This window comes from Pseudomonas sp. D5(2026), assembly GCF_057766845.1.
The window spans coordinates 1,325,960-1,352,250 of sequence record NZ_CM173421.1; the positions used below are offsets into that span (position 1 = coordinate 1,325,960).

At 60.0% G+C, this 26,291-nt stretch carries 30 protein-coding genes, 1 tRNA gene and 1 pseudogene; 15 read left to right on the top strand and 17 right to left on the bottom strand.

Going from position 1 to position 26,291, the window contains the following annotated elements; all coding sequences use genetic code 11:
* Window positions 1-63: 63 nt before the first annotated feature.
* A pseudogene (mcpU, locus tag AC3B5Q_RS06115) lies at window positions 64-1,272 on the bottom strand (methyl-accepting chemotaxis protein McpU); the annotation flags it as partial.
* 65 nt (window positions 1,273-1,337) lie between these two features.
* The gene (locus AC3B5Q_RS06120; protein ID WP_101196312.1) at window positions 1,338-2,690 is read right to left on the bottom strand and encodes an APC family permease; all 1,353 of its coding nucleotides are present in this window, start codon (window positions 2,688-2,690) and stop codon (window positions 1,338-1,340) included.
* Between the two features lie 446 nt (window positions 2,691-3,136).
* Between AC3B5Q_RS06120 and AC3B5Q_RS06125 the strand changes: the two genes are divergently transcribed.
* Together AC3B5Q_RS06125 and nadA are read left to right on the top strand one after the other, a co-directional pair.
* A complete protein-coding gene (locus AC3B5Q_RS06125; RefSeq protein ID WP_021783343.1) occupies window positions 3,137-4,645 on the top strand; it encodes a YdgA family protein in 1,509 nt (502 codons plus the stop codon).
* A gap of 297 nt (window positions 4,646-4,942) precedes the next feature.
* Window positions 4,943-6,001, top strand: a complete 1,059-nt coding sequence (nadA, locus tag AC3B5Q_RS06130; RefSeq protein ID WP_003254747.1) for a quinolinate synthase NadA — start codon at window positions 4,943-4,945, stop codon at window positions 5,999-6,001.
* Window positions 6,002-6,109: 108 nt separating this feature from the next.
* Here nadA and AC3B5Q_RS06135 read toward each other — a convergent pair whose 3' ends face one another.
* Window positions 6,110-7,546 (bottom strand): M48 family metalloprotease, encoded by a 1,437-nt coding sequence (locus AC3B5Q_RS06135; protein ID WP_101196315.1) that lies wholly within the window; start codon window positions 7,544-7,546, stop codon window positions 6,110-6,112.
* Window positions 7,547-7,668: 122 nt separating this feature from the next.
* On the opposite strand from AC3B5Q_RS06135, the gene AC3B5Q_RS06140 reads away from it, so the two are divergent.
* Together AC3B5Q_RS06140 and AC3B5Q_RS06145 are read left to right on the top strand one after the other, a co-directional pair.
* Window positions 7,669-7,908, top strand: a complete 240-nt coding sequence (locus tag AC3B5Q_RS06140; RefSeq protein WP_021783344.1) for a sulfurtransferase TusA family protein — start codon at window positions 7,669-7,671, stop codon at window positions 7,906-7,908.
* A 20-nt stretch (window positions 7,909-7,928) separates the two neighbouring features.
* Window positions 7,929-8,999: an AI-2E family transporter gene (locus AC3B5Q_RS06145; protein WP_021783345.1), complete on the top strand. Its 1,071-nt coding sequence runs from the start codon at window positions 7,929-7,931 to the stop codon at window positions 8,997-8,999.
* A 117-nt stretch (window positions 9,000-9,116) separates the two neighbouring features.
* Here AC3B5Q_RS06145 and AC3B5Q_RS06150 read toward each other — a convergent pair whose 3' ends face one another.
* Window positions 9,117-9,590: a peroxiredoxin gene (locus AC3B5Q_RS06150; protein WP_014755600.1), complete on the bottom strand. Its 474-nt coding sequence runs from the start codon at window positions 9,588-9,590 to the stop codon at window positions 9,117-9,119.
* Between the two features lie 11 nt (window positions 9,591-9,601).
* Entirely contained in the window at window positions 9,602-10,162 is a 561-nt protein-coding gene (locus tag AC3B5Q_RS06155; RefSeq protein WP_003254741.1) for a glycine cleavage system transcriptional repressor, read from the bottom strand.
* A 259-nt stretch (window positions 10,163-10,421) separates the two neighbouring features.
* Between AC3B5Q_RS06155 and dapA the strand changes: the two genes are divergently transcribed.
* The 7 genes from dapA to AC3B5Q_RS06190 all read left to right on the top strand — a co-directional run bounded on the left by dapA (window position 10,422) and on the right by AC3B5Q_RS06190 (window position 15,213).
* Window positions 10,422-11,309, top strand: coding sequence for a 4-hydroxy-tetrahydrodipicolinate synthase (dapA, locus tag AC3B5Q_RS06160; RefSeq protein ID WP_003254739.1), 888 nt, complete (start codon window positions 10,422-10,424; stop codon window positions 11,307-11,309).
* Window positions 11,310-11,324: 15 nt separating this feature from the next.
* Window positions 11,325-12,446 (top strand): NlpB/DapX family lipoprotein, encoded by a 1,122-nt coding sequence (gene bamC, locus AC3B5Q_RS06165; RefSeq protein ID WP_021783346.1) that lies wholly within the window; start codon window positions 11,325-11,327, stop codon window positions 12,444-12,446.
* On the top strand, window positions 12,447-13,205 hold the full coding sequence (locus AC3B5Q_RS06170) for an MBL fold metallo-hydrolase (protein WP_021783347.1): 759 nt from the start codon (window positions 12,447-12,449) through the stop codon (window positions 13,203-13,205). It begins immediately after the preceding gene.
* Between the two features lie 30 nt (window positions 13,206-13,235).
* Window positions 13,236-13,946 (top strand): phosphoribosylaminoimidazolesuccinocarboxamide synthase, encoded by a 711-nt coding sequence (purC, locus tag AC3B5Q_RS06175; RefSeq protein ID WP_003254733.1) that lies wholly within the window; start codon window positions 13,236-13,238, stop codon window positions 13,944-13,946.
* A gap of 91 nt (window positions 13,947-14,037) precedes the next feature.
* Window positions 14,038-14,127: transfer RNA gene (locus AC3B5Q_RS06180), tRNA-Ser, on the top strand.
* 308 nt (window positions 14,128-14,435) lie between these two features.
* Window positions 14,436-14,762: a hypothetical protein gene (locus tag AC3B5Q_RS06185; protein WP_488392903.1), complete on the top strand. Its 327-nt coding sequence runs from the start codon at window positions 14,436-14,438 to the stop codon at window positions 14,760-14,762.
* A gap of 1 nt (window position 14,763) precedes the next feature.
* On the top strand, window positions 14,764-15,213 hold the full coding sequence (locus AC3B5Q_RS06190; protein WP_488392904.1) for a hypothetical protein: 450 nt from the start codon (window positions 14,764-14,766) through the stop codon (window positions 15,211-15,213).
* 31 nt (window positions 15,214-15,244) lie between these two features.
* On the opposite strand, the gene AC3B5Q_RS06195 is transcribed toward AC3B5Q_RS06190, so the two are convergent.
* The 12 genes from AC3B5Q_RS06195 to AC3B5Q_RS06250 all read right to left on the bottom strand — a co-directional run bounded on the left by AC3B5Q_RS06195 (window position 15,245) and on the right by AC3B5Q_RS06250 (window position 22,040).
* A complete protein-coding gene (locus AC3B5Q_RS06195; protein WP_488392905.1) occupies window positions 15,245-16,483 on the bottom strand; it encodes an Arm DNA-binding domain-containing protein in 1,239 nt (412 codons plus the stop codon).
* Window positions 16,480-16,734: an excisionase family protein gene (xisR, locus tag AC3B5Q_RS06200; protein ID WP_488392906.1), complete on the bottom strand. Its 255-nt coding sequence runs from the start codon at window positions 16,732-16,734 to the stop codon at window positions 16,480-16,482. Before xisR ends, AC3B5Q_RS06195 begins: the two co-directional genes overlap by 4 nt.
* 217 nt (window positions 16,735-16,951) lie before the next feature.
* Window positions 16,952-17,476: a hypothetical protein gene (locus tag AC3B5Q_RS06205; protein ID WP_488392907.1), complete on the bottom strand. Its 525-nt coding sequence runs from the start codon at window positions 17,474-17,476 to the stop codon at window positions 16,952-16,954.
* The gene (locus AC3B5Q_RS06210; RefSeq protein ID WP_133978488.1) at window positions 17,473-17,658 is read right to left on the bottom strand and encodes a hypothetical protein; all 186 of its coding nucleotides are present in this window, start codon (window positions 17,656-17,658) and stop codon (window positions 17,473-17,475) included. The genes AC3B5Q_RS06205 and AC3B5Q_RS06210 overlap by 4 nt, the downstream gene beginning before the upstream one ends.
* Window positions 17,655-17,855 carry a hypothetical protein gene (locus tag AC3B5Q_RS06215; protein ID WP_133978490.1) on the bottom strand — a complete coding sequence of 67 codons (201 nt, stop codon included), beginning with the start codon at window positions 17,853-17,855 and terminating at the stop codon, window positions 17,655-17,657. Before AC3B5Q_RS06215 ends, AC3B5Q_RS06210 begins: the two co-directional genes overlap by 4 nt.
* Window positions 17,848-18,036, bottom strand: coding sequence for a hypothetical protein (locus AC3B5Q_RS06220; protein WP_133978492.1), 189 nt, complete (start codon window positions 18,034-18,036; stop codon window positions 17,848-17,850). The genes AC3B5Q_RS06215 and AC3B5Q_RS06220 overlap by 8 nt, the downstream gene beginning before the upstream one ends.
* On the bottom strand, window positions 18,033-19,706 hold the full coding sequence (locus AC3B5Q_RS06225; protein ID WP_488392908.1) for a DNA cytosine methyltransferase: 1,674 nt from the start codon (window positions 19,704-19,706) through the stop codon (window positions 18,033-18,035). Before AC3B5Q_RS06225 ends, AC3B5Q_RS06220 begins: the two co-directional genes overlap by 4 nt.
* Window positions 19,703-20,200: a hypothetical protein gene (locus AC3B5Q_RS06230; RefSeq protein ID WP_133978496.1), complete on the bottom strand. Its 498-nt coding sequence runs from the start codon at window positions 20,198-20,200 to the stop codon at window positions 19,703-19,705. Before AC3B5Q_RS06230 ends, AC3B5Q_RS06225 begins: the two co-directional genes overlap by 4 nt.
* Before the next feature lie 83 nt (window positions 20,201-20,283).
* Window positions 20,284-20,529, bottom strand: coding sequence for a pyocin activator PrtN family protein (locus tag AC3B5Q_RS06235; protein WP_019096608.1), 246 nt, complete (start codon window positions 20,527-20,529; stop codon window positions 20,284-20,286).
* Entirely contained in the window at window positions 20,526-21,035 is a 510-nt protein-coding gene (locus AC3B5Q_RS06240) for a hypothetical protein (RefSeq protein WP_488392909.1), read from the bottom strand. The genes AC3B5Q_RS06235 and AC3B5Q_RS06240 overlap by 4 nt, the downstream gene beginning before the upstream one ends.
* Window positions 21,032-21,196 carry a hypothetical protein gene (locus AC3B5Q_RS06245; protein ID WP_488392910.1) on the bottom strand — a complete coding sequence of 55 codons (165 nt, stop codon included), beginning with the start codon at window positions 21,194-21,196 and terminating at the stop codon, window positions 21,032-21,034. The genes AC3B5Q_RS06240 and AC3B5Q_RS06245 overlap by 4 nt, the downstream gene beginning before the upstream one ends.
* Window positions 21,197-21,335: 139 nt before the next feature.
* Window positions 21,336-22,040, bottom strand: coding sequence for a LexA family transcriptional regulator (locus AC3B5Q_RS06250; RefSeq protein ID WP_019096611.1), 705 nt, complete (start codon window positions 22,038-22,040; stop codon window positions 21,336-21,338).
* Window positions 22,041-22,137: 97 nt separating this feature from the next.
* On the opposite strand from AC3B5Q_RS06250, the gene AC3B5Q_RS06255 reads away from it, so the two are divergent.
* The 4 genes from AC3B5Q_RS06255 (at window position 22,138) to AC3B5Q_RS06270 (ending at window position 26,027) form a co-directional block, all read left to right on the top strand.
* Window positions 22,138-22,362, top strand: a complete 225-nt coding sequence (locus tag AC3B5Q_RS06255) for a transcriptional regulator (RefSeq protein WP_019096612.1) — start codon at window positions 22,138-22,140, stop codon at window positions 22,360-22,362.
* Between the two features lie 215 nt (window positions 22,363-22,577).
* Window positions 22,578-23,066 carry a phage regulatory CII family protein gene (locus AC3B5Q_RS06260; RefSeq protein WP_488392911.1) on the top strand — a complete coding sequence of 163 codons (489 nt, stop codon included), beginning with the start codon at window positions 22,578-22,580 and terminating at the stop codon, window positions 23,064-23,066.
* Window positions 23,059-23,262, top strand: a complete 204-nt coding sequence (locus AC3B5Q_RS06265; RefSeq protein WP_182407943.1) for a TraR/DksA C4-type zinc finger protein — start codon at window positions 23,059-23,061, stop codon at window positions 23,260-23,262. The genes AC3B5Q_RS06260 and AC3B5Q_RS06265 overlap by 8 nt, the downstream gene beginning before the upstream one ends.
* A complete protein-coding gene (locus tag AC3B5Q_RS06270) occupies window positions 23,259-26,027 on the top strand; it encodes a bifunctional DNA primase/polymerase (protein ID WP_488392912.1) in 2,769 nt (922 codons plus the stop codon). The genes AC3B5Q_RS06265 and AC3B5Q_RS06270 overlap by 4 nt, the downstream gene beginning before the upstream one ends.
* The last annotated feature ends 264 nt before the right edge of the window (window positions 26,028-26,291 follow it).

A 26,291-nucleotide genomic window follows, 5' to 3' on the forward strand; every position in this document is an offset into this window, starting at 1 on the left:
GGCGGTGTCGCGTGCCTCCTGCAGCGACCCTTTGACCTGGGCGATAATCGGTTGCAACTTGTCGAGGAAGCGGTTGAACCAGTTGGTGAGCTGGCCCAGTTCATCCTGGCGGGCGTAGTCCAGGCGGCGAGTAAGGTCGCCTTCGCCACTGGCAATGTCTTCCAGGCGTGCAGCCACGGCCAGGATTGGCCGGCTAACACCGCGAGCGGTCAGCCACACCAGCAGCAAACCCGCGATTGCTGTGCCAATGCCTATCAGCAGGCTGGTGAGGTTGGCGTTCTGGTTATGGGCATCAAGGCGCTGGTTGAGGGCGACGGCAGGCGCCTGCAGCACGCTTTCTGGCAGCTCCAGCAGAACCTGCCACGGGGCTGTGTCAGGGATTGGCGTGAAGGGGTGGGCCACCCGCAGCAGGCCGTCGGGTACTGCCTTGTCCATGGGCTTGCCGAGCGCGCTGTCGTCGCGACTGTTGCCCGCCAGCAGACCGGCGGCGGTAGCGATGCTCACCTGGCCCTGGCCGTCGAACAGATCGCGGCGGCCGTCCACGCTCAGTTGCTGCAGATTGGCCAGGCCGATGTCCAGGCCGACCACGCCGACTACCTTGCCGTGTTCCAGCAATGGCAGAGCGATGCTGGTCATCAGCACCTGACGGCCGTTGACCTCGTCGAGGTACGGTTCGAGCATGCAGGTTCTGGCGGTGTCCTGCGGACAGGTCAGCCAGCGGTTTTTCGCCGCGCCGTTGCTGCCAATGCTGTTGTCACCGAGCATCGTTTCCGGCATGGCTTCAAGTTCCAGGGTGCCGGGACTGGGTTGTGACCAGTACAGCGAGAAACGCCCGCTCTCATTGCTGCCCATGGCGTCCTGGCCGAGGTACTGGCTGTCCTGTTGGTCCAGGGCGTTGGGCTGGAACACCAGGTACAGGCCGATCACGTCCGGGTTGCCGGCGAGGCTGGCACGCGCCTGGCGGGTCAGTTCGGCGCGCAGGTCGCCACCACCCCGGGCCTTCAGCACTTGCACCAGGCGGGCAAAGCCATTGCCGTACTGGTAGGCATCCATGAAGTAGCGCTGGATACGCAAGGCCTGGGTTTCGGCTTGGGCCTGCAGGCGCTGGCGGGCGCTGTTTTCAAGCATGGCGGTGTTGGCCTGGTTGACCAGGGCAGCGCTGCGGTGCGCCTGGGTCAGCGAGGTGGCTACCAGCAAGGCGACAATGGCCAGCAGGCACAGCCCGGCGAGCAGGGTGATCTTCCATTGGATGGAGAGGCGACGCAGCGGCATGAGGCTTTCCTTATCGATCAAGTACAACGCCCGCGGTCAGGCGCGGGCGTTGTGGGCAGCAGGGGTCATTCGGCGACATAGTTGGGCGGTGCCGAGCGGAAGGCTTTGGTCAGCCAGCCCAGGTAGATCAGCCCGAGCGCAGCCCAGATGCCGCCGAACATCAGCGAATGTGCGTTCAGGTCCAGCCATAGCGAGACGATGATGCAGAAGCCGATGGTAGGCAGTACCAGGTACTTCAACTGGTTGCTCAGGCCTTTGCGATTGCCTTCACGCAGGTAGCAGTGGTTGATCACCGACAGGTTGACGAAGCTGAACGCAACCAGGGCGCCGAAGTTGATGATCGAGGTGGCAGTCACCAGGTCGAAGAAGATCGCCGACAGCGAAATGACGCCGACCACGGCAATGTTCAGCACGGGTGTCTTGTAACGCGAATGCAGGCGGGCGAAGACGCTGGCCGGGATCACGTTGTCGCGGCCCATTACATACAGCAGGCGCGACACGCTGGTTTGCGAGGCCAGGCCCGAGGCGATGGTGTTGATCACGGTGCAGGCGATGAAGATCGACTGGAATAGCTTGCCGCCAACGTACAGGGCGATTTCCGGCAGGGCCGCTTCCTGGTCGTGGAAACGGGCCATGGTCGGGAAGTAGGCCTGGATGAAATACGACACAGTGATGAACACCACGCCACCGATCAATGCGGTGAGGAAGATCGCCCGGGGGATGGTCTTGGCCGGATCGCGAGTTTCCTCGGACAGGCATGTGACCGCGTCAAAGCCCAGGAACGAGAAGCACAGGATGGTCGCACCGGCGGCCAGGGCGCTGAACTGGGTTTGGCTGTCGGCGAACGGTATCAGGCTCCAGGTGGTACCCAGCCCTTCACCATGGTCCAGGCCACGCACGCACAGGTAAATGAATACGGCGATGATCGCCACCTGCACACCCACGAACAGCAGGTTGAAGTGCGCCACCAGGTTCACGCTGCGCATGTTGATCAGGCTGATCAGGGTGACGAAGCCGGCCACCCACATCCACTCCGGCACTTCCGGGAACATGGCTGAGAGGTAAAGCTTGGCCAGCAGTGCGTTGACCATTGGCAGCAGCAGGTAGTCCAGTAGTGAAGACCAGCCCACCAGGAAGCCCACGTGCGGGTTGATTGCGCGTTGGGTGTAGGTGTAGGCCGAGCCCGACTGCGGAAAGCGCTTTACCAGGGTGCCGTAGCTCACGGCAGTGAACAGGATGCCGGCCAGCGCCAGAATGTAGGCGCTGGGTACGTGGCCGGCGGTAATCCCGCTGACGATGCCGAAGGTGTCGAACACGGTCATCGGGGTCAGGTAGGCCAGGCCGATGATGATCACGTGCCAGAGGCGCAGGGTTTTGCGGAGTTGGCCGTGGCCGGAAGCGCTCTGGTCAGGCTGCATGCTGGCATGGCTCCTGCTGCTGGGCGTAAACGACGGGCACGGTGTATTGCGCATGCGGCAAGGGCGAGCGGATGGGCTCCATGTTGTTCACCTTTTATGTTGGAGCGGCGGGAGGCGCGGGGGAGCGCGCAAAGTGGTGAAAATAAAAAACGATGGATAGGTGAGTGTCAAGTTAAACATGACAAGATGTTGCTGAATTGAAATGTTTATCGATTAAATCCGGGTTTTGTTCGGTTTTTGCGCGTTTATTTGCGATTGTGATCAATTGGAGTGTTCGTAAAAATTAACGAATCCTGTGCTTGCCTTGTCTCGGTGTCAGACGTGTCCGAAAAATGGCATTTCTCGACCTGAGCCAGCACTCGGCCCAATCGGGGGTGGTACTCTTCGTTTTCTGCGTGGCCACTGGCCGCCTTCGAAGCCCTTACGGACAGCAATCGGTTCTATTCATGAAGAAAACAGTTGGCATCCTTTCCGGCCTGGCTATCGCCATTGCCGTCGCAACTACCGCAGGCGCCTGGTACACCGGCAAGCAGCTGCCGGCAGAGCTGGACAACGCGCTTGCCCGCAGTAACGCCGAACTCAGAAAGGCCCTGGTCAGCACCGGCGGTAGCATGAGCATCGAGCGCGTGTCGCTGGAGCAGCACCTCTTCAGCAGTACTGCCCAGTACCGGCTCAAGGCTCGCGACATCAACGTGGGTGAGGGTGAGGTGATCAATTTTGACGTAGGCGTGACCGACCAGATCGAGCACGGCCCGTTTCCCTGGTCCAGGGTCAGGGCGCTGAAGCTGATGCCGGTAATGGCGGTCAGCAACAGCACGCTGCAGAAGGATGAGGCCGTCGCGCCATGGTTCGCTGCTGCGGGTGGCAAGGCCCCGATCAGTGCGCAGACCAGCCTGGGTTACAGCGGCAGTGTGGTCAGCCAGGTTCAGCTGGCGCCGCTCAGGCTTGATGAAGCGGACGGCAACAGCCTGGATTTCTCGGGCATGCAGTTCGAAGCCAGCGGGGACAAGGAAGGCAAGGCCTCGACGTTCCACGGCCAGGCCGACAGTCTCGTGATTAAACGGGTGCAAGACGACCAGCCGCCGGCCACGTTCGAGCTCAAAGGGCTGAAGTTTGGCGGTAACCTCGCAGCCACCGCGCACGATGCCATCTATGTGGGTAACGTCGATCTGGCGTTGGCCGAAACCAAGGTCACACTTGGGCCGAAACAGCAGGTGCTGCTGATCAAGGGGCTGGAGCAGAAGGCCTTGCAAACCCTCGAGGGCACGGACACCGTGGGTGGCCGCGCGGAGTACAAGGTCGGCGACATCAGCTGGGATGGCCGCGCGGTAGGCAAGGCACAGATGGCGGTGAGCGTGACCTCGGTCAACGCCCCGGCGCTGCAGGCCTTGTCGAAGTGGTACCAGTCGCACTTGCCTGAGTTCGAGGCCGCCAGTGCGGCTGGTCAGCCGGTGCCGCAGATCCAGATGGACGATGCCGAAAAGGCCCGCTTCCAGGGTGACTTGCAGAAATTGCTGGCCGCCAAGCCCAAGCTGGCGGTGGAAAACTTGTCGTTCAAGACCGCCAATGGCGAGAGCCGCTTCAACCTGTCGATGGACCTCGCCGCGCCGGCCAGCTTCGACCTGCCGCCGGACCAGCTGAGCAAGCAGATCATCACTGAGGTGAAAGGCAAGCTGTCGCTGTCCAAGCCGATGATCGGTGACCTGGCGACCTTGCAAGCCTTGCTGGATGGCCAGACCGATGCCCAAGCCATTGCCATGCAGTCGAGCCAGGCGGGGGAGATGGTCGGCATGATGGCGCTGCAGAGCGGCATGGCCACCGTGCAGGGCGATGATGTGGTCAGCAGCCTGCACTATGCCGAGGGCATGGTCGATTTCAATGGCCGAAAAATGACCGTGGAAGAATTCGCCATGTTCATGGCGGCGCATCTGGCGGCCCTGTCGCCGCAGGGTTGATTGATTGAACCTGTACCGGTCTTTTCGCGGGCACGCCCGCCCCCACAGGTTACTCATTGCCCCTGAGGGCAGCACAGGAGCTGTGGGGGCGGGCGTGCCCGCGAAGAGGCCAGTACAGGCAACACAAAAACCCCTTTAGTAATCGCTGGATTGTCTGTAGCCTTCGGCCTCCGATAATAATCCGCGCCCGCAGAGGGCCGTGGCGGTCAGTGTGCCGTCCGGCACCCTTAGCCGATCTGCCAGGGCCGGGTGATACACTCGATTTGACGCGCAAGCGCGCCTGCAGGTCCAGCGATCATGACCCAGATTTCCGAACGCCTTTTGGTTCAGGCCCACCTCGACGCCAAGCAGCCCAACCCGCTGACAGCCGAGCAGGAGGCCGAATACCGTGCGGCCATCGCTGCCGAGCTCAAGGCCCAGAATGCCGTGCTGGTTGCCCACTACTACTGCGACCCGGTCATCCAGGCGCTGGCTGAAGAAACCGGCGGCTGTGTATCCGACTCTTTGGAAATGGCCCGTTTCGGCAAGAATCACCCTGCCGAAACGGTCATCGTGGCCGGTGTGCGCTTCATGGGCGAGACGGCAAAAATCCTCACCCCGGAAAAGCGCGTGCTAATGCCGACCCTGGAGGCCACCTGCTCGCTCGACCTGGGCTGCCCGGTAGAAGAGTTCTCGGCTTTCTGCGACCAGCACCCTGAACGCACCGTGGTGGTCTACGCCAACACGTCCGCAGCGGTGAAGGCACGCGCCGACTGGGTAGTGACTTCGAGCTGTGCGCTGGAAATTGTCGAAAGCCTGATGGACAACGGCGAAACCATCATCTGGGGCCCGGACCAGCACCTTGGCCGTTACATCCAGAAGCAGACTGGCGCCGACATGCTGCTGTGGGACGGTGCCTGCATCGTTCACGAAGAGTTCAAGTCGCGCCAGTTGGCCGACATGAAGGCACTGTACCCGGATGCTGCGATTCTGGTGCACCCCGAGTCGCCGGAAGCGGTGATCGAGTTGGCTGACGCGGTAGGTTCCACCAGCCAGCTGATCAAGGCTGCCCAGACCCTGCCGAACAAAACCTTCATCGTCGCCACTGACCGCGGCATCTTCTACAAGATGCAGCAGCTGTGCCCGGACAAGGAATTTGTCGAAGCTCCCACCGCCGGCAACGGCGCGGCATGCCGCAGCTGTGCGCATTGTCCGTGGATGGCGATGAACACCCTGGAGCGGGTGCTGGATTGCCTGCGTAACGGCACCAACGAAATTTTTGTCGACCCGGCGCTGGTGCCCAAGGCCATCAAGCCGCTTAACCGCATGCTGGACTTTACCCAGGCGGCGCGGCTGAAGCTGTCTGGTAATGCCTGACGCCAGACCGCGTCATACTCTTCGCGGGCTCACCCGCTCCCACAGATATTGCACCGTTTACCAAGGCGGTGGAGTAGCTGTGGGAGCGGGCGAGCCCGCGAATCGTCTTCAGCGCCCCATCATTTCCTGAACCATGCGCCGCTGCTCCATGATCTCGCGCTGGCGCTGGTCAATCTGTGAGGCCAGCGGGAAATTCCCACCCGCCCGGCGCTTGGCGTAATCCAGCTGCTGGATTGCCTGGTCAAAGTCGCCGACCAGTGTGAAGTACTCGGCCCGTGCCCGGTGCAAGCCGATGGTATTGCCCGACAAGCCCCGCACTTCAGCCATGTCGTACCACACATCCGGGTCATCCGGGCGGCTCTTGACCAGCTCGTTCAATACCTTCTCGGCCTCGGCCGGCTTGTTCTGTTTCACCAGCAGGTCGGCACGCACCTGTTTCAACGGGTAGTTGCCCGGGTACAGCCCCTGCATCCGTTCGGCGCGCTGCTGGGCGTCGGCAAGACGGTTGTTGGTGATGTCCAGGTCGATTTGCGCCAGGTTGTAGGTGATGTCGTTGGGCGCCTTGGCCAGCAGCGGCTTGAGCATTTCACGCGCCTCGTTCAATTGCCCACCCTTGATCTGTGCCAAGGCCAGGCCATAACGTGCAGCGTCCAGCTTTGGGTCTTCGTCCAGTTGGGCGCGGAAGCGCTTGGCGGCAAGCCCCGGTGTGCCCTCGTAGATCAGTGCCACCCGGGCGCGGATCAGTTGGTAGCGCATGCTGTCTTCGATACCACCCTTGGGCGCCTGGTCGGCGCGGTTACGGGTGTCGGCAATACGTGATTCGGTCACCGGGTGGGTCAGCAGGAATTCCGGCGGTTTGGCGTCATACCGGTACTGGCGTGCCAGGCGCTCGAACATGGTCGGCATGTTGCGCGGGTCGTAGCCGGCCTTTTCCAGGTTCTGGATGCCAATGCGGTCGGCTTCCTGTTCGTTCTGGCGCGAGAAGCGCCGCTGCTCCTGGATGGCCGCTGCCTGGGTGCCGGCAATCATGCCGATGCCCGCATCGCCGGCGCCACCTGCGGCCAGCACGATGCCGGCCAGCAGCGCCGCCATCATCGGCAGCTGCATCCGCTGCTGGGCCTCGACACCACGCGCGAAATGGCGTTGCGACAAGTGCGCCAGTTCGTGGGCCAGTACCGAGGCATATTCGCCCTCGGTCTGGGCGTTGAGGAACAGACCACCGTTGACCCCGACAATGCCACCTGGGGCTGCGAAGGCGTTGAGCTCGCGGCTGTCGATCAGGATGAACTCCAGGCGCCGGTCCTGCAGCTGGCTGGTTTCGGCCAGCTTGTAAACGCTGGTTTCGACGTAGTCCTTGAGCTGAGGGTCGTTGAGCTGATTGACCTGGCCACGCAGCAGGCTGAGCCAGGCGCGGCCCAGTTGGTGCTCCTGTTGCGGCGAGACGATCGCAGAACTGGCATCACCCAGTGATGGCAGGTCGTCAGCATGGCCGGGAAGGGCCATCAGGCAGGCCAGCGTCAGCAGGGTAGGGCGCAGTAGATTCATGCATGAAGCTCGCGTCGGATCAAAGATACCTACTGTAGCGGGCTCACACGTTGACGACCAGTGGCGCTATCCTAGCCAGCCATGCCAAGAAGCAGCCTGGCGATGCCTATGGAGACCCTGCGATGAGTAACACCCTGACCTGCGACGCCGAACTGGACGCCAGCGGGCTGAATTGTCCTTTGCCACTGCTCAAGGCCAAGATGGAGCTCAATCGCCTGGCCAGTGGCGCTGTGCTCAAGGTAATCGCCACTGACGCAGGCTCCCAGCGCGACTTCCGCACTTTCGCCCAGTTGGCCGGTCATACCCTGCTGCATGAAACGGCCGAGGCCGGTACCTATACTTACTGGCTGCGCAAGGCCTGAGTCTTTTCCAAGGATCGTCAATGTTCAAAGTCTTTCGCGACTGGGTGCAGCGCTACTTCTCCGATGAGGAAGCGGTGGTGCTGGCGGTCCTGTTGTTCCTGGCGTTTACCGCAGTGCTCACCCTGGGCGGCATGCTCGCGCCGGTGCTGGCGGGCATGGTGCTGGCGTTTCTGATGCAGGGGCTGGTCAACGCCCTGGAGCGTGTGCGCGTACCTACACGGCTGGCGGTGATGCTGGTGTTCGCCTTGTTCATGGGCGCACTGGCGGTGTTCATGCTGGTGCTGGTACCGCTGCTGTGGCACCAGTTGATCACGCTGTTCAACGAGCTGCCGGGCATGCTCGGCAAGTGGCAGTCGTTGTTGTTGCTGCTGCCGGAGCGCTATCCGCACCTGGTGTCGGACGAGCAGGTATTGCACGCCATCGAGTCGGTGCGCGGTGAAATTGGCAAATTTGGTCAATGGGCGCTGACCTTCTCGCTGTCCAGCCTGCCACTGCTGGTCAACGCCATGATCTATCTGGTGCTGGTGCCGATTCTGGTGTTCTTCTTCCTGAAGGATCGCGAACTCATTGGCCGCTGGGTCAGCGGCTACCTGCCGCGCCAGCGCACCTTGTTGAGCCGGGTGGGCAGCGAGATGAACCGGCAGATCGCCAACTACATCCGTGGCAAGGGCATCGAGATCTTGATCTGCGGCATTGCCACTTACATTGCCTTCATCAGCCTGGGGCTCAACTACGCAGCGCTATTGGCGTTGCTGGTGGGGCTGTCGGTGGTGGTGCCTTACGTGGGCGCGGTGGTCGTGACTGTGCCGGTCACCTTGATTGCGCTGTTCCAGTGGGGCTGGGGCGACCAGTTCATCTACCTGATGACGGTGTACGCGATCATCCAGGCGCTGGATGGCAATGTGCTGGTGCCGCTGCTGTTCTCTGAAGCGGTGAGCCTGCACCCGGTGGCGATTATTTGTGCAGTGCTGCTGTTTGGCGGGCTATGGGGGTTCTGGGGGATATTTTTCGCCATCCCGCTGGCGACGCTGATCAAGGCCGTGCTGGATGCGTGGCCCAAGCAGGAGCCTAGCGTTTCACCGATGCTTTGAATGTCATTGGGGGCGCTCTGCGGCCCTTCGCGGGCACGCCCGCTCCCACTGGGCCCTGCACAATTCCTGTGGGAGCGGGCGTGCCCGCGAAGGGCTGCAAGGCAGCCCCATTCAATTTCAAGCCTTGTTCAAGGTCTGAGCAGCAGCCAGAACTGCATCCACATGCCCGGGCACTTTCACGCCACGCCATTCCTGGCGCAGCACCCCGTCCTTGTCGATCAGGAAAGTGCTGCGGTCAACGCCCATGTACTCCTTGCCATACAGCTTCTTCAGCTTGATCACGTCGAACAGCTGGCACAGGGCCTCGTCCTTGTCGCTGATCAGCTCGAACGGGAAACCTTGCTTGGCCTTGAAGTTCTCGTGCGACTTGATGCCATCACGCGACACACCGAATACCACGGTGTTGGCCGCGGCGAAGGCGTCATGCTGGTCGCGGAAGCCCTGGCCCTCGGTGGTGCAGCCTGGGGTGCTGTCCTTGGGGTAGAAGTACACCACCACCTGCTGGCCCTTGAGTTCGGCAAGGCTGACGGTTTGCCCGCTGGTGGCCTGGGCCTGGAAGTCGGCGACAGGTTGGTCGAGTGCTACAGCCATGATCGGTTTCCTTACATTGGGTTCTGGGGACGCCATGGCTCGATCAGTGCGTCGAGGTTCAGGGCATCGGCAAAGTCCAGGAACTGGTCGCGTAGCCAGCTGATCTGCGTGCCGGCCGGCAGAATCACGGTGAACTGGGCGTTGAGCATGCTGCTACCGGTTTGCGGCGCCAGGTAGGTGTCGCAGGTCATGGCTTCCAGCTCGACGCGGTGGTCAAGGAAGAACTGGCACAGCTCGTTGATGATGTCCGGGCGGTAGGCAGCGCTGACGTAGGCTACATACGGAAGGGCCTGCGGGCGCACTTCCTGGTCTGCGCTGCGGACCACGTCGAGGGTCAGGCCGTGCTTCTTGCCCAAGCCTGGCAGGGTGGACTCGAGACGTGCCAGGGCGTCCCAGCTGCCGCCCACCTGCAGCACCAGGGCGCTGGTCTCGCCGTGGCGGCTCAGGCGCGAGGTGACCACCGCGCAGCGGTTTTCGAAGGCAGCGCGGCTGAGGACGTTGGCCAGCTCCATGGGGTTCGGGCCCAGGGCACTGATGACAAGGAATTGTTCGCGGACGGTGGGGGTGGACATGCAGCATTCCTAAAGCGATGAGCGGTCGGCACAGGACGGGCAAAAGCCTCCTGTCGGCAGGGCCCGGGGCTCGCATGCGAGGTCTTGGACGCTGGCGGGGAGCAAGGTCGACGGCCCGGCGGGCCGCGCTGCACCGATCAAAGGGCCAAGGGTAGCGAAATAAGCCGCCGAGGGGAATGCTCCACCCGCCTGCTTCGCTTGTGCAAGGTCGATGCCCCCAGTACCATTACCGCTCTCTTTTTCCGGCAGGAGCAGTTACATGATTGCGGGCAGTATGGTGGCATTGGTCACACCCATGGATGCACAAGGGCGTGTTGACTGGGGCAGCCTCGACAAACTTGTAGACTTCCACCTGGAAAACGGCACCCATGCGATCGTCGCTGTCGGCACCACCGGTGAGTCGGCCACGCTGGATGTCGAAGAACACATCCTGGTCATCAAGCACGTGGTCGAGCGCGTCAAACGCAGCGCCAAACCGATTCCGGTCATCGCCGGCACCGGTGCCAACTCCACCGCCGAAGCTGTGCACCTGACCCAGAACGCCAAGAATGCTGGCGCCGACGCCTGCCTGCTGGTTGTGCCGTACTACAACAAGCCAACGCAAGAAGGCCTGTACCAGCACTTCAAGCACATTGCCGAAGCCGTCGACATCCCGCAGATCCTCTACAACGTTCCCGGCCGTACCTCCTGCGACATGCAGGCCGAGACCGTGATCCGCCTGTCGACCGTGCCGAACATCATCGGCATCAAGGAAGCCACGGGCGACCTGGCCCGCGCCAAGGCCATTCTCGATGGCGTCAGCAAGGACTTCATCGTCATGTCTGGCGACGACCCGACTGCCGTCGAGCTGATCCTGATGGGTGGCAAGGGCAACATCTCCGTCACCGCCAACGTCGCTCCGCGCGAAATGGCCGACCTGTGCGAGGCCGCCCTTGAGGGCAATGCCGAGAAGGCCCGCGCAATCAACGAAAAACTCATGCCGCTGCACAAAGACCTGTTCTGCGAGTCCAACCCGATCCCGGTGAAATGGGCGCTCGTCGAAATGGGCCTGATGCAAAAAGGTATTCGCCTGCCCCTGACCTGGCTGAGCGAAGGCTGCCACGAAAAAGTCCGTACTGCCTTGCGCCAGTCCGGCGTACTGGTTTAAGAGGAAGTACACCGCATGAAGCGACTGGCTGGTCTTTCCGCCCTTGCCCTGATTATCTCCAGCACCAGCGGGTGTGGCTGGCTGTGGGGCGAGGATGGCTATTTCCGCGACCGCGGCAGTGACTACCTGCAGGCGCACCCGACCGCGCCGATGCAACTGCCGCCGGACGCCAGCAACGTCAAGCGCCTTGACCCGCTGCTGCCGATTCCGCGTAACGTCGCTGACGATAACGTCGCGGGTGAGTTCGAAGTGCCTCGCCCGCAACCGCTGACTGGCGGTGCCGCCCAGGTTACCGACTACAGCCTGCAGCGCAGCGGCAGCAGCCGCTGGGTACTGGCCCAGCATTCGCCAGCCGAAGTGTGGCCGGTAGCCCGGCAGTTCTTCGAGGACAACGGCTTCCGCATTGCTGAAGAGCGCCCGCAGACAGGTGAGTTCAATACCACCTGGCAGCGTTTCGATGAGCTGTCGGCATCGCTTGGCCAGCGTCTGGCCAGCACTGCCAGCAGCGGTGACAGCGAGGTGCGTGTGCGTGTGCGCATGGAGCCTGGCGTGCAGCGCAACACCTCCGAGGTGTATGTGGTCAGCGTCGAGCGCCCGGCGGGCAGCACTGCCGATCCTGCGTTCCCGTCCACCTCCAGCAATATCGGCACCGATGCCCTGCTGGTCGACGAAATGCTTGCCAGCATGAACCGCAGCGCCGAGAAGGGTGGTTCGGTGTCGCTGCTGGCCGCGCGCGATTTCGACGCCCCAAGCCGCGTCAGCCTGAGTGAAGACGGCAGCGGCAACCCGGTGCTGTACCTGGGGTCTGACCTGGACCGCGCCTGGTCTGGCGTAGGCCGTGCCCTGGAGCAGGGTGGCGAATGGCGTGTTGAAGACATCAACCGCAGCCTGGGCCTGTACTACATCAACCTGTCCGAAAAGCCTGAAGACAAGCAGAACCAGCCTGGCTTCTTCAGCCGCCTGTTCGGCAGCGAGCCGACCAAGGAAGAGCGTGAAGCCCGTGCCGAGCGTTACCAGGTTCGCCTGAGCAAGGTGGGTGAGAGCGTGCAGGTCACGGTCGAGAAAAACATCAACACCGTGGCTCCGGCCGATGTCGCCCGCCGCGTGCTGAGCGCCATTCAGGACCACCTGGGCTAAGTGCGCTTCGCGGTACTCGGAAGCGGCAGCCAAGGGAACGGCACGCTGATCGCCAGTGGTGACACGTTCATCCTGGTCGATTGCGGCTTTTCCCTGCGCGAAACCGAGCGGCGCCTGGCGCTGCTCGGCGTGTCGGCGGCCCAGCTCAGTGCGGTACTGGTCACCCACGAACATGCCGACCACGTGCATGGGGTCGGCTTGCTGTCACGGCGCTACAATGTACCGGTCTACCTCAGCCAAGGGACCTTGCGCGGCATGCGCAAGCCGGTAGAGGTGGCCGGTTTTCTCGCTTGTGGCCAAAGCCTGCGCGTCGGCAGCCTGGAAGTAACCGCAGCGCGGGTCGAGCACGATGCTTACGAGCCATTGCAGTACGTGGTCAGCGATGGTCAGCGGCGTTTTGGCATGCTCACTGACCTGGGTTCGTACGACGCGCTGCTGTTGGAGCGTTACCAGGGCCTGGATGCACTGCTGATCGAGGCCAACCACTGCCGCGACCTGCTGGCACGCGGTCACTATCCGGCCTTTTTGAAGCAGCGGGTGGGTGGCATGCAAGGGCATTTGAACAACCACCAGGCCGCGCGCCTGGTGCACGAGTTGGGCTGGAACAACCTGCAACACCTGGTGCTGGCCCACCTCAGCAGCAAGAACAACCTGCCACACTTGGCCCGCCAGTGCTTCGTCGACACCCTTGGGTGCGACCCGGACTGGCTCCAGGTGGCGAATCAGGAACACGGGCTCGACTGGCGCGAAATCGCCTAGCCCAACACCTCAAGCAAGCGGAGCCCAATCATGGAAAAACGCGAAGAACTTTACCGCGGCAAGGCCAAATCGGTTTACAAGACCGACGACGCCGACCGCTTGATCCTGCTGTTCCGTAACGACACTTCGGCGTTCGACGGCAAGCGTATCGAACAACTCGACCGCAAAGGCATGGTGAACAACAAGTTCAACGCCTTCATCATGCAGAAACTGGAAGAAGCCGGCGTGCCGACCCAGTTCGACAAGCTGCTGGGCGACAACGAGTGCCTGGTGAAGAAGCTGGACATGATCCCGGTCGAGTGCGTGGTGCGTAACTACGCTGCCGGCAGCCTGGTCAAGCGCCTGGGCGTGGAGGAGGGCATCAAGCTGGAGCCGTCCACCTTCGAGCTGTTCCTGAAGAACGACGAAAAGGGCGACCCCTTCATCAACGAATCCCACGTTGTCGCGTTCGGCTGGGGCACCGCCGAGCAGCTGGTAGAAATGAAGAAGCTGTCGTTGAAGGTCAACGAAGTGCTGAGCAAGCTGTTCGATGACGCCGGCCTGCTGCTGGTCGACTTCAAGCTGGAGTTCGGCGTATTCCACGGCCAGATCGTGTTGGGCGACGAGTTCAGCCCGGACGGCTGCCGCCTGTGGGACAAAGAAACCCGTAAGAAGATGGACAAGGACCGCTTCCGTCAGGGCCTGGGCGACGTGATCGAAGCCTACGAAGAAGTTGCCAAGCGCCTGGGCGTGCCGCTGTAAGCGACGGGTTCACGCAAGCGCCTGATACCACGCGGTTTTTTTGAAAAAAAGGTTTGCGTTTTAAAAGAACGCTGGTATGATGCGCGGCATTGGAGAGATGCCGGAGTGGTCGAACGGGACGGATTCGAAATCCGTTGTACTGGCAACAGTACCTAGGGTTCAAATCCCTATCTCTCCGCCATATGTGAAGTAGTCGAAGCCCCCGAAAACGTTGAAGTTTTCGGGGGCTTCGTCGTTTCAGGCCTATGTGTTAGGGCAAATTTAGGGCAGATTTATGCCGTGTGAGGCCGCATCTGGCCGCGTTGGCCCATAAGCTCCAGAGTGCCCTAGAGTATGGTGCCGCTTCGAAGGATCGCCTGTTGTGGTGTCGCTGTGGCATCATTTGAGCTTTGAAGGGGGCGGGGGTGTGATTTGGCCATTGCGAAGCGAGAAGGCCTTCGAGATCTTGACGCAGATAGTTTGTACAGTGGCGAGTTCATGGTCGCTACGGTGCAAGCAGACTATTCACTCAGCGCGTCTGAACATGTGATCCTGAAAAATGGGTGGGTCTCTGCCTACAGTTGGGCGTTAAATGTCGGTTTTGCTACCTTTGGCTATTTGTTAAGTGTCCTGCCGAAGTTTATTGCACATCTTGAGAATGAATCTAACCCGCCACTTTCTAGCGGGGAGTGGTGGACGCTAGGGGCTGGCGTCGGCTTGGTTGTAGTTCTCTTCTTAATTGGTTGTGTTTGCAAGAATGAAAAGAAAGACTTGCTAAAAGCTATCGATGAACATTTTAGAACTGCCCCAAAAGTTCGTCGGCGAGTAGAGGGTTGATATGTATACTTTAAATTCTTTGCCCAAAAACTATAAGCCATATGATAGCCTGAATCTTTGTAGTAATCGTATTTTGGGTGGCGGACACATATTTTCAGTTGGCGATAAGCTTCCTCTGATAATAGGTGCTGGTGTCAAACCGCAAATTTGGCTTTTTGCGGTGGCGGATCCCAAGAAAGGTAAGTTTGTTCCATTAGTGGATTCTTCTGTTTCAAAGCACCCTTGGGTAAGGGTAGAAGAAATAGGGCGTCAGTTGTTGGTGAAGGTTCATGGCGCCACTGTGCTTAGAATTGAGCAAACAGGAGAGGGGCAGGCGGTTGTTTCTGAGTTGGACTTGCGTTCGGTTGGATTTACTATACATGGTGGGGCTTCTTCGCTAACCATCGGCGGGATGACGTTCTCGGGATCTACTTTTGAGCAAGTTGGTGTGGTAGCTGGTTTTAAGGGGTGAATACGGGGCAGGCTTACCCTGCCCGTACAAATCACTTATCAATGAAACCCATCATTTTTGATACGATGTCTGCCATGCTCTTGGTGTCCTTCGAAATCCAGCGGCCGTAGTGTTTGCGCACCATGGTCGTGTCGCTGTGGCCGAGTTGGCGGGCCACCCATTCAATCGGGACGTAGCTCGACAGTGCTTGGCTCGCGAACGTATGGCGTGCCTGGTTGGCGCCTCGATGGCGAATGCCTGCTTTCTCAAGGTGGGCGGTGAACCAGTTGCTGACGGTCTTGCCGTTCCACAGCAGGCCGCTGGTGGAGCTGCGGAACAGGAAGCGGACTCGCTCATGCTTTTTCGTGATGTTGTCTCGCTGCACAACGGTGATGTGCGTGGGTTCGGCATCCTTGGCTTCGGCCACGATCATGGTCAGCAGCTCCAGGGCCGGCGCAATCAGCTCCACCGTTCGAATACGCGAGCGTTCCTTCGGTACCTTGAATTCCCCTGCGACCAGGGCGCGTCGAATTGTGAGAGTGCCGGCCACCAGGTCGACGTCCTCTACACCGGCCGCGATCAACTCGGACAGAGACAGCCCGGCCCAACAGTTGAAGACGATCATCCGGCTGTCTGCCATTCGTTCCGGGTCGGCGGCGGCTATCCGCTCGATCTCGCTTCGGGTGAATGGGTCGGCGAATTCGCTGTCGCTGTCAGACTGGATGTTCTCGATGCGCTCCAGGGGGTTGAACTTGATGATCTCATCGCTGAACGCATCCCCCCACACCCCCCTTATTATTGTGAAGATGTCGTTTACGGTTTTCGGTTTGAGGCCATTTGTAAGTAGTTCGGCTTGGAATAATTCAAGTTCGCTCTTGGGGATGCTTGCGATTGTTCTGCTGGTAAACTTTTTTCTGACGTGTTCGGACTTGCTCTTATAGTTTATATACGTACTGTGGGCTTTTTTGACCTTGGCAACTTCAAGCCACTGGGCTATCCCTTCGTCTACAGTTCTTTTGGCGGGCTCGTTCGGTAGTTCTTGTCTAGCCTTAAGCCAAACCGAGTCGGGGAAGTGAGCCGCATAATCGAAGCGGTTTTCCTTGATCTCGGCCAGTATCGTTCTGCGTTTGTTGTCCGCATAGGCGATGGCGGCCTTGTTGATCTTGGCGACGTTACGTAGTGGCTCCCGGCGGCGTTCGCCTTCGTACATGAAGGCGATCCGCAGAAGGTTGCCATTGATATCGACGCCCGTCGGTAGGGCGTTGACACCTGCTGGGAGTTTCACACTCATGGATGGCCGGCCATCCACTTTTCGATTTCAACGCGGTTGTAGACAATGACGTTGGCCGGGTCAGTGCGCCACTGTTTTTCCTCCAGCCAGATACCACGGTCGCGATATTTGCGCACGGCCTCAGTGCTCAACCCGAAAACCGGAAATAACAATTCCTTTCTAATCCATACTGCGGGAGTGATGAGAAGTTGCACTGCCTCGGAAGTCGGGTTGTTTGCTTCGTGGATGGGTTTAACTTGTTGCTTAGCCATAAAATATTCTCCGACTTACCGAAGGGGTCGCAGGCGCTGCGCCTGCTGATGTTTTTTTGCGGCCACGTTGGCCATGTAGGCAGCCCACTTATCGCTCTCGCGCTGCTGGCGGATCCGGCTGCATGTGGTGTGTCGCCTGGTCGACCTGCCTTTGCCGCAGACATCGCAGATGGCAGGAAGATCGAGGCTGTGCGAAGCCATGGGTGGACGGATACGCTCAGTCATGGCGTGCCTCGCGCTTTGCACTGGCGGATAGCGCGGCTTTTATGCGTTCGCGCAAGGGCTTCGAGTAGCCACCTTTGAGCATGGCGGTGAAGCAATCGCGCAGCAGTCCATCCCGCTCGTCCAACTGGTTGCGGAGATCGATTGCGTTCTGTGCATTGGCGTCATGGTCAGCCTTAGCCGTCGCCATGTCTGCGCGCAGCTGCTCGCGGGGGATATTGTTGTCGGGCGTATCGCCCTCCGCTTTGCCGAGGCTGCGGCAATGCGCTGCATCTGTGCAGTGCACATCGAAGATCAGGGGACTGATCTCGGGCTTGTAGCCCTCGGCATTTATCGGGCGTTGGCGCCGACATCCGCTTTTCTCTGCGTCCACAGCGCCGGCTTTGTAGCCAGACAGGAACACCAGGTAATCGCTATGCGTGCGCTCGTCGGCGAACCCGGAGCTGTCTTTCTTCAGTTCGCGCTCGTCCAGGCCGAGGGGGTTGAGGCTGATGAACAGGTCTCGTGGATCAGTGTTCATGATTTGCGACCTCGCATGATGATGAAGCCAGCTGCCTGGCGGGCCTTGGAGCACTGGTCGTGATTGCCCTTCACGCGAGCCTTGCCGCAAATGTCGCAAATGAACGACATGGCGGGGCGTTGCATGGGCTGCATGCCCTTCGGCGTCCGGGTAGTCGGGGTGTAGGTCTGTGTGGTGGTCACAACGAATACCTCTCATGGGCGCGGCGTGCGTTCGGGCTTAGGGCCAGGCGCTCGTAGTTCTGGCTGTTGTCGACAGTCCTTAGCGGGCCTGCTGGGCAGCGGGCAGTGCTGCTGCGATACAGCTCGATCAGGGCAGCAACCAGCACCACAAAGAGCACAAGGCTGATCAGCTGCCAGATGCGTGTTGGGTTAGGCATGAATGCAGGCCTCGAGAACGTGTTTGCGCGCGAGTTCGAATAGCTCGTCTGCTGACACTGGCTCCAAGAGCTGCTCGCCGTTCTGCACGGCTTCAAACCGAGAGCGGTACAGCCCGGCCTGGCCGAGCCACGCGGCTGCGTTGAGTTTCGCATCGGGTGCGGGATGGTCGTGCTGGCTCATGCTGCCTCCCGCTGGTACAGATCGATCAGATCCTTGGCATTGGCGGCGATCAGATCCTCGGCCTCGTCAGGGCAAACACTGTTGCCAATAAGTCGGATCTGGTCGGTGTTATTGATGGCGCGCCACTCCAGCTGGCCCGTGTGAGGATTCTCAAAAAGTCCGCGATCGAGGATGTAGTCAGGGCTGAACCCTTGCGCCAGCTTCAGCTCTGGTGCCTTGAGCATGCGCAGGGTGAAATCCACCAGGGCGTACTCGCCGAGCAGCACCACATCCACTGGCTCGGGGAAGTGTTCAGGCAGGTACTTGTGCAGGAAGTGGGCGCACTTCCGGGCTCGTTCCATCAGTTCCGGCGGCAGAATGGCGGCTGGCACCTGCACGATGGTGACCAGCGCCATGCGCTCTCTCGTTGGCAGCGTGTGCATAGGCTCTTCCACGCCTTGCCACTGTCCACCCGTGCCGTAGTACTTCACCAGGTAGGCGGTGGCCAGACGCTGATTGGTGCCTCGTCCGAGAATGGTGCTCAGTGGTGCCTTTGCGGCCCGCCCGTCACCGTTGTAGAACCCGCCGTTGGCTTGCTCGAAGTGTGATGCGGCAAGAGCATAGTGCCTGCTGCCTGTGGGCAGGTGCGTGAGGTGTGCTGCTGCCAGGGCGAAGTGGCCGCCCTTCACCTGGGCAACTTGGGTGCGCAACGGCTCTGCAATGCTGAAGGTTCGCTGGTTGCTCGCGTTGGCGAACTCGGTGAGGCTGGCGGCAGCCAGCTGCTGATCGTTCAACGGGATGACAAACGGTTGCTCGGCCAGCACTGTGTGCCGCCAGAATCCCTTCGCGACCCGGCGGCAGGTGTTGTCTACCAGCGGGCGCTTGCGGTCCAGGATGCTTTTGCCCAGGTCGGAAAAGTCGATGCACTCCGCCGCCGTTCGCCATGGCAACTGGTCGGCCTGAGGGTTCTCGTGTCTCTTGGGTTTGGTCCACACAATGGGACGGCCATCGGTGCGACCGATCAGGAACAGGCGCTTGCGGATGGTCGGTGACCCAGCGTTGGACGCACGGCGTTCTTTCCATTGCACTTTGCAGCCTAGGCCGCGCACCAGAGCTTCCATGGGAACCCACTGGCCGATGCAATCCATGATTTCCGCCATGTCGGGATGATCGGCAGGCAGGCCGGTGGTAAGACAGGATACGAACGCCTTGAAGGTGCGGCCCATCTCGGTCTTGAGCGGTTTACCAGCATCGTCCAGCGGACCCCATGCCTGGAACTCCTCGACGTTCTCCATGAGGAACAGGCGCGGGCGTGTCGCAAACACCCAGCGGACAACGACCCATGGCAGGGAGCGAACGCTTTTGCTGCGTGGCGCGCCACCTTTGGCCTTGGAGAAGTGCCGGCAGTCCGGTGAAGCCCACAGGATGCCAACTGGCTGGCCGCCGGTGGCCTTCAGTGGATCAACTTCGTAAATGTCGCTGATGTAATGTCGGGTCTTGCGGTGATTAGCTCGGTGAACAGCGATAGCAATAGGGTTGTGGTTTATGGCCACATCAGGGTCGCGATAGGCGCGTGCGCCGCCGCTGCTGGCTCCGCCCGCGCCTGCGAACAGATCCACGTACAGCTCCCGCTGGAAGGGAAGGGCCTGCTGCTGCGCGCCTGCAACGTTGATTTGCTGAGCGGTCGTCATGCTGCCACCTCAGCGCTTGCGGCACTGGCAGGGGTTTCGCGCAGTTGGGTGTGAATGCGTTTAGCCAGACCGTCCAGTCCAACGGCTTGTAGTTTGGCGCGTGATGCCTGCTGAGTTGCCTTCATTGCGGTTAACGTCCGCTCGGTGAGGCTCAGGGTTTCCAAGGCGCTGATGAGCAGCTCGTAATCCGCCCTGGTCACTGCCAGTCCGGTATACGACATGATCCTGGCTTCGAGCTCGCGGACGTTGCCTTTGAGATGTGCTACAGCCATGTGGTGCTTGCGCTGGCTCGCCTCGGCTTGAACCCGTGCTTCGTCCAGGTCCACTTGCAGGCTTTGTATCTGCAATTTCAGATCGGCTTGCAGACGCTGTTTCCCGATTTCCAAGCCCCTGTTGAAGGCACGATGCCGAGCTTTCGCGAACAGGAAAGGCAGGATGGCCAGGGTGACTAGGAAGATGATGCCCAGGGCAAGAACTTGTTGATGCGGTTGCATGTGCTGTGCTCCAAATGTAGCCCTCCGCCGTTGGTGTGAGAGTCGGCGGGGGCCATGAGCCCCTGATGGCCGGGGCCGCCTGGTCAAGCAGATTGGGTAGAGCGTTCGGCCTGCCGGTCGAGATAAGCGGCAAGGTTGTGCAGGTAGATCACGTGCTGGGCTTTCTTTGAGCTGTCGATCTTGCTCAGCTGAAGATCAATCCGCCCTTTGTTGATCAGCTCTTTGAACCGCCTGTCTGACCCGATGTGGGGGAAATATCGCTCTCTGACAGCAGTGAGCGTTGGGCAGGGGGTGGTCCACTCGCTGCGGAGCTGTTCCAGCGTACTCATGCGCATTTCCCGATACCGTCAGGGCTGGGCCGGAGCTTCGCGCGGACTGCTGCTGCGAGCTGCTCTTTAGTGGCTCCCGTCACTGCAGCGCAGACATCTCCCTGGTCGTCAGTCACCACGGCGCCAAGTGGAAGCTGTCGGTTTACGGTGGCGATTACGTAGGCTGTCTGACCCGTCTGCAGGACCTCTTCAACGCTGACTTGCGCCTCCATGAGAGCAAGCGCTTCTTCCGTTTGGGCTGCGGAGTCAGCCCGGCCATTCGCGATGTCCTGCACAAAATCTCTTAAGGACTGGCACTTGGTAGAGAGGGCGCGCGGAAGTTTCAGGCTGTTGCATAGCGGCCCAAGGGTCACTTTGATGCTGTGATGAGTACTGTCATTTTCGATCTCGATCTGTGCATCGACCGTGGCTTCGGGACGCTGCAATTTGCAGGTCGCAGTGCCGCCGTTATCCAAGGTGCGTTGCAGCAGCATGATCTGGCGAAGGGAGATCCTGAATTCGCTCATGCAGCACCCCCATTGGCAGGTACAGCATGGGCTTTACCTTCGAGCGTGACGACCAGCTGCAAGCCGGTGCTGCGTTGGAATGCCTGTATTTTTTCCACGCTGCTGCAGGTGGTTGGATGGATCAGAATTGCTACCGATCCGTTGTGCTGTGCTGATTTCATTCTTCGTGTCCTTGATGTGAGAGAGGGGCACGAAGCTGAAATTAGCAAAAGCTAAATAATTGTTCAATAGCAGATGCTAAATTGCATGGGCGTGGTTGCGCCCCGGCGGATGGCCGGTGGGACACAACCCGAGAAGGCGTTAGAGCTTTTTCGCGTTCCAGGCCAGTAGGACACGGGCCTGGATATGCATCCGCTCGATCATCGACTCGTCGATGGTAATCGGTGGGTAGATAGGATTGTCGGAGATCATTCGGAGCTGGCCTCCAGTCAGACGCTGCAGGCGTTTGATGTACAGATCGCCATCGAGGGTGAAGACATAAATTGCGTCTGTCTTCACCTCGGTGATCCCGCGATCCACAAGCAGGGCATCGCCGTCTGCGAATGTGCCAGACATGCTGTCGCCATCGCCAGTGATGATCGCCAGGTTGTCGATGTTGGAAAAACTAAGGCCCTGCATCCTGAGCCAGTCTAGGTGAACCGTCATGTCGCGGATGACTTCAATGTGCATTTCCGGGGCTGCCTTGCCATGCCCCATAGAAGCCGCGACATCGAGATGCGGAATCAGAACGTAGTTCTTGTCCTTTGCTGCCCTGGTGGGCAGGCGAACCACGTTGGTTGGGGCTGCGATGGAGGGTTCCTCCATTGGAGGAGATGTCAGCGTCCCTGCTGCAAGCCCAATCTTGAGCTCGAGATTAAGCGCAGCCTTTTCCCCCAGCTTGCGATGGCCGTTGAGCAGTTGCGACAGGTACGACGCGTCTAGGTCGTGAGCCTCGGCGAATTCCTTCTGGCTCAGGTTCCCCATGATCGTACGGAGGGAGGCGATGCGCCTTTCGTTAATGTCCATCTGCAGATGATTGCTTTCCGTTAGCAAACAGTAAATTACGAGTTGCTATTGCCTTCATAATTAGCAATTGCTAATCTGCCGGGCATTGGAGGTGTCTATGACGCTTAGCGAATATTTGAAAACGATAGACAAGGAAGGGGTCGACGCCCTCGCACGGCACTGCGGAACATCGGTCGGCCAACTGAAGCAAGTGGCTTATGGAAACCGCCGCGCAGGTGCGGGGTTGGCTGTCAATTTGGATCGAGAAACGGGAGGAGAGGTTACTTGTGAATCGCTGCGACCGGACATTGACTGGGGATACTTGAGGCAAGGAAAGGGGTAAGAACGCTGGGCCAGGACTCTCACCTCCCAGCCCAGCTATGACAGTACGAAGCACCATCACTCTCGTCGGCCGGTGGCCTCTCTCACAAGTTCAGCCGGACGACTATTACCACATGCCATGCCCGCACAGCACGCAAGGCACAGCACACAGGTCGTGGTCGTAGGATAGGTCTTACATGATCCTATGACTAGGCCGTAAACCGAGGATTTACGGTTATGAGTAGGATTGATCTTTTGCCGGGCGCAGGTCCGGTTCTCACTTTGCGACAAGCGCTCTATCGCGCGGGTCGTGATTATCACGGCGGTATCACCAGGCTGGCCTTCGACATGGGGCTCGAGGTGGATGCCCTGCAGAAGAAGTTGCACCATGCCGATGACCGCCGCTGGCCAACCCCTGACGAATTGGAAGAGATCGTGCAGTGGACCGCGGACTCTCGGCTGCTCGATGCGCTAGTTCGTCCTGCCGGTGCGGTCTGGTATCGCCCCAAGCCTGTGCCTGCTACCAACGATGCCTTGCAGGCGGTTGCGAAGCTTCTGGCCGAGTCCGGACAGTTCGTGGGTAGCCTGCATGATGGTGCCTCGGACAACGTTTGGACCTTGTCGGAGGTGTTGAATCTGGAGCAGCGTGGCATGGAAGTTATCCGGCAAGTTCTCGCCATCATGGCGGGCGCGCGCGAAGCCATGGAGGACTCAAACCATGGCTGATGCCGTCGATTTTGCCAATGACCGCGCTGAGTATTTCCTCCAGTTGTCGCTGCAGCGTCTTGCGCGGCTCCCGGTCAAGCCAAGCGCGCAAATCTGCGAAGACTGCGATGAGCCCATCCCGCTGGCACGTCAATTGTCAGCCTCCGGTTGCGAAACCTGCATCGATTGCCAAGAGTTGCGGGAGCGCCGGAGATGAGCAAACGCCCAACTCCTACCACAGCTGATTGGGCGCGGCGTTACATTGAAACCTTCGGTCTGGCTCTGGTTCCTATCGAACCGGGTGAGAAGGGGCCGAAGGGGGCCGGATGGAACAAGCCTGGTGGCTATTTCACGGATGCCTCGAAAGCTGAAGCGTTCTGGACTGCGAGCCCGAGCCACAACCTCGGTGTTGTGCTTGGGCCGAGTCGTGTCTGCTCGCTCGATGTTGATGATGTCGAACTGACCCGGCAGGTGCTGCAGCAGACGCTTGGGCTCGATGTCGACGCACTCGCTGACGCGTACCCCACCTCCGTGGGCAACCCTGAACGATTCCGCGTGATGTTCCGCGTCCCTGAGGGGGTGGAACTGAGTCGCCACGCCTTGGTTTGGCCAAACAGAAACGACCCGGATGGCACCATCTACAAAGGGCTCATGGTCCAAGTGAAGGCTGCCATGGACGCCGGGGATGCAGGCCGCGAGGCCGCTTTCCGCATGGCGGCTGAGCCTTTCAAGAAAGTGACGGTCTTCGAGTTGCGGGGTGGCCTGGTGCAGGACGTATTGCCACCATCCATTCACCCTGGCACGCACAAGCCATACACATGGCGTACCCCTCCGACAGCTGACGGCTTGCCAGAGCTGCCTGACGACTTGTTGGCAATCTGGCAGGACTGGGATGAGTTCAAACCGAAGGGGGAGGCCGTTTGCCCGTGGAAACCGAAGGCGGCAACACCTGTGCCTGCAACTCATCCCATGGCCAAACCATCAACAGCTACAGCACGATCTGGTGACCGGCTCCCCGAGGTCATCCCTGAATTCAATCGTATCCATGACATCGCAACGATGATTGAGGCGCACGGTTACAAGCGCGTCGATGGGAAGTGGTTGAGCCCGCACAGCAGTTCAGGCCTACCCGGTGTGACGATCACGGAGGGCAAGCTTTACTCGCATCACACCTCGGACCCGCTGGCGAACGGACACAAGAATGATGCGTTCGATGTGTTCTGCATCTTAGAGCACGACGGCGACCAGAAGGCTGCGACTAGGGCGGCAGCTCGGATCCTGGGTATTGACGCGAAGTCGCGTCCGCCGGCACCGCCGCCATTGGGCGAACTTCCCCGAGCCCCATCGGTGGTGGAGCCGGCCGAGCTGCCTCCGGTCGTCGATAGCAATATCGAGCATCTTCCCCGCACCCCATCAGACGTCGAGGCCATCAGCCCGGCCGACTCCTCGGCCACCGGGGGGCCGGGGGGAGATGCCCTGGACATTGATGCTGCGATGCGCCGATTTGCCCTGGTCGAAGGTTCCACGAACGTATGGGACTTCGACAAGCGACGGTCGATGAAGCGGACAGGCTTCGAGGCCTTGGTCGGCAAGCCACTTTCGAAAGCGTGGATGGAGCGGACCGACAAGAAGCTCATCGCTTTCGAGCAGGTGCAAGAGCTTGAGCAGGCCCGGAAGATGTCCAGCAAGAAGGGTGGAGCGCTGAAGCTTGAACCGCTCGACCGGTACATCTACATCGATGGGACAAAAGAGGCCTGGGATCGTGAGAAGAAGCGTCGGTTGCCCGAGGGCAGCGTCAAGATGGCCTTGGGGGATGCCTATCAGCTCTGGCTGAACAGCCCGGAACGGCGGGTGGTGGACGTCGATCACATCGTGTTCGACCCAACGATGACCAAGGACCCGGCGATCTACATCAACACTTTTGAGGGCTTGCCGCTTGAGCCGGTCCGTGACGATGCTGCGTGCGAGAACCTGCGGTGGCTGATCTCGTTCCTTTGCAACAATGACGCCGAAGCGTTGGATTGGTTGGTCAAGTGGCTGGCCTACCCGCTACAACACATGGGCGCAAAGATGGACACCGCGATTCTGTTCCACTCAACCATGGAGGGCTCGGGCAAAAGCCTGCTGTTCGCGGACATCATGGGCGAGCTGTACGGTCGTTACGGTGCCACGGTTGGCCAAGCACAGCTGGAGGGCAATTTCAACGCCTGGCAAAGCGGCAAGCTTTGGGCCGTGTTTGAAGAGGTGGTGAGCCGTGACCAGCGCTACAACCAGGTAGGCAAGATCAAGCACATGATCACCGGCAAGACGGTGCGCATGGAATCCAAGTTCATCAACGGCTGGGAAGAATCCAACCACATGAACTCCGCGTTCTTGAGCAACGAGATCATGCCATGGCCGATCAGTGAAGACGACCGCCGGATGCTAGTGATGTGGCCAATGGAGACTCTGCCCGCCGAAAGGCAAAAGGCTATCGCCCGAGAGTTGGCCAACGGTGGGGTGGCTGCCTTGTACGGGTGGCTGCTCGATATCGACCTTGGGGATTTCAACCAGCGCACGCGTCCGCCAAAAACTGAAGCCCGCCAGAGGCTTGTTGAGCTGAGTCGCACGGCTTGGCAGACCTTCTTCTACCTCTGGCGAAACGGCGAGTTGGGGCACGGTCTATGGGGCTGCTGCCTGACTTCCGATGTGTACGCCATGTTCCTTGAGTGGTGCTCCCACAACAAAGAGAACTCCATGAGCCACACGAAGTTCTCGCTGATGTTAAGCGCGAAGGTGGAGAAGACACGCCCTATCCCCTGGACTGATGGCAGCTCTCGCCGATTTGCGGCGTTCTTTGTGCCCAGCGAGGGTGATCCTTCCCTGCCCCCATCCATGAAGTCGGCCGAGCTGGGCAAGACCGTTGTCGAGTGGCGTGCCCGAGCAAAGCTGGCGGGCTGGAACGTCGACAGTTGGGACCACATCAAGAGGCTTGCGGCATGACTCTGCCATTAAGTGTGTTGGGTGTGTTGGGTTTGTGTTGGGTTGGTTTCGGTAAGCCAACACACATTCAGGCCCCGGAATCTGTGGCTTTGGGGGTATGTGTGTTGGGTGTGTTGGGTTTGTGCGCACGCGCGCGCGCGCGATTTTTTTTAATCGCTGAAATCGAAGGGGGAAGAAATCTCTATGCGAACCCTGAAAAACCCAACACACCCAACACACTCAACACAGTTACTTCCAATCCATTGAATTCATTGAGTTTTAAGT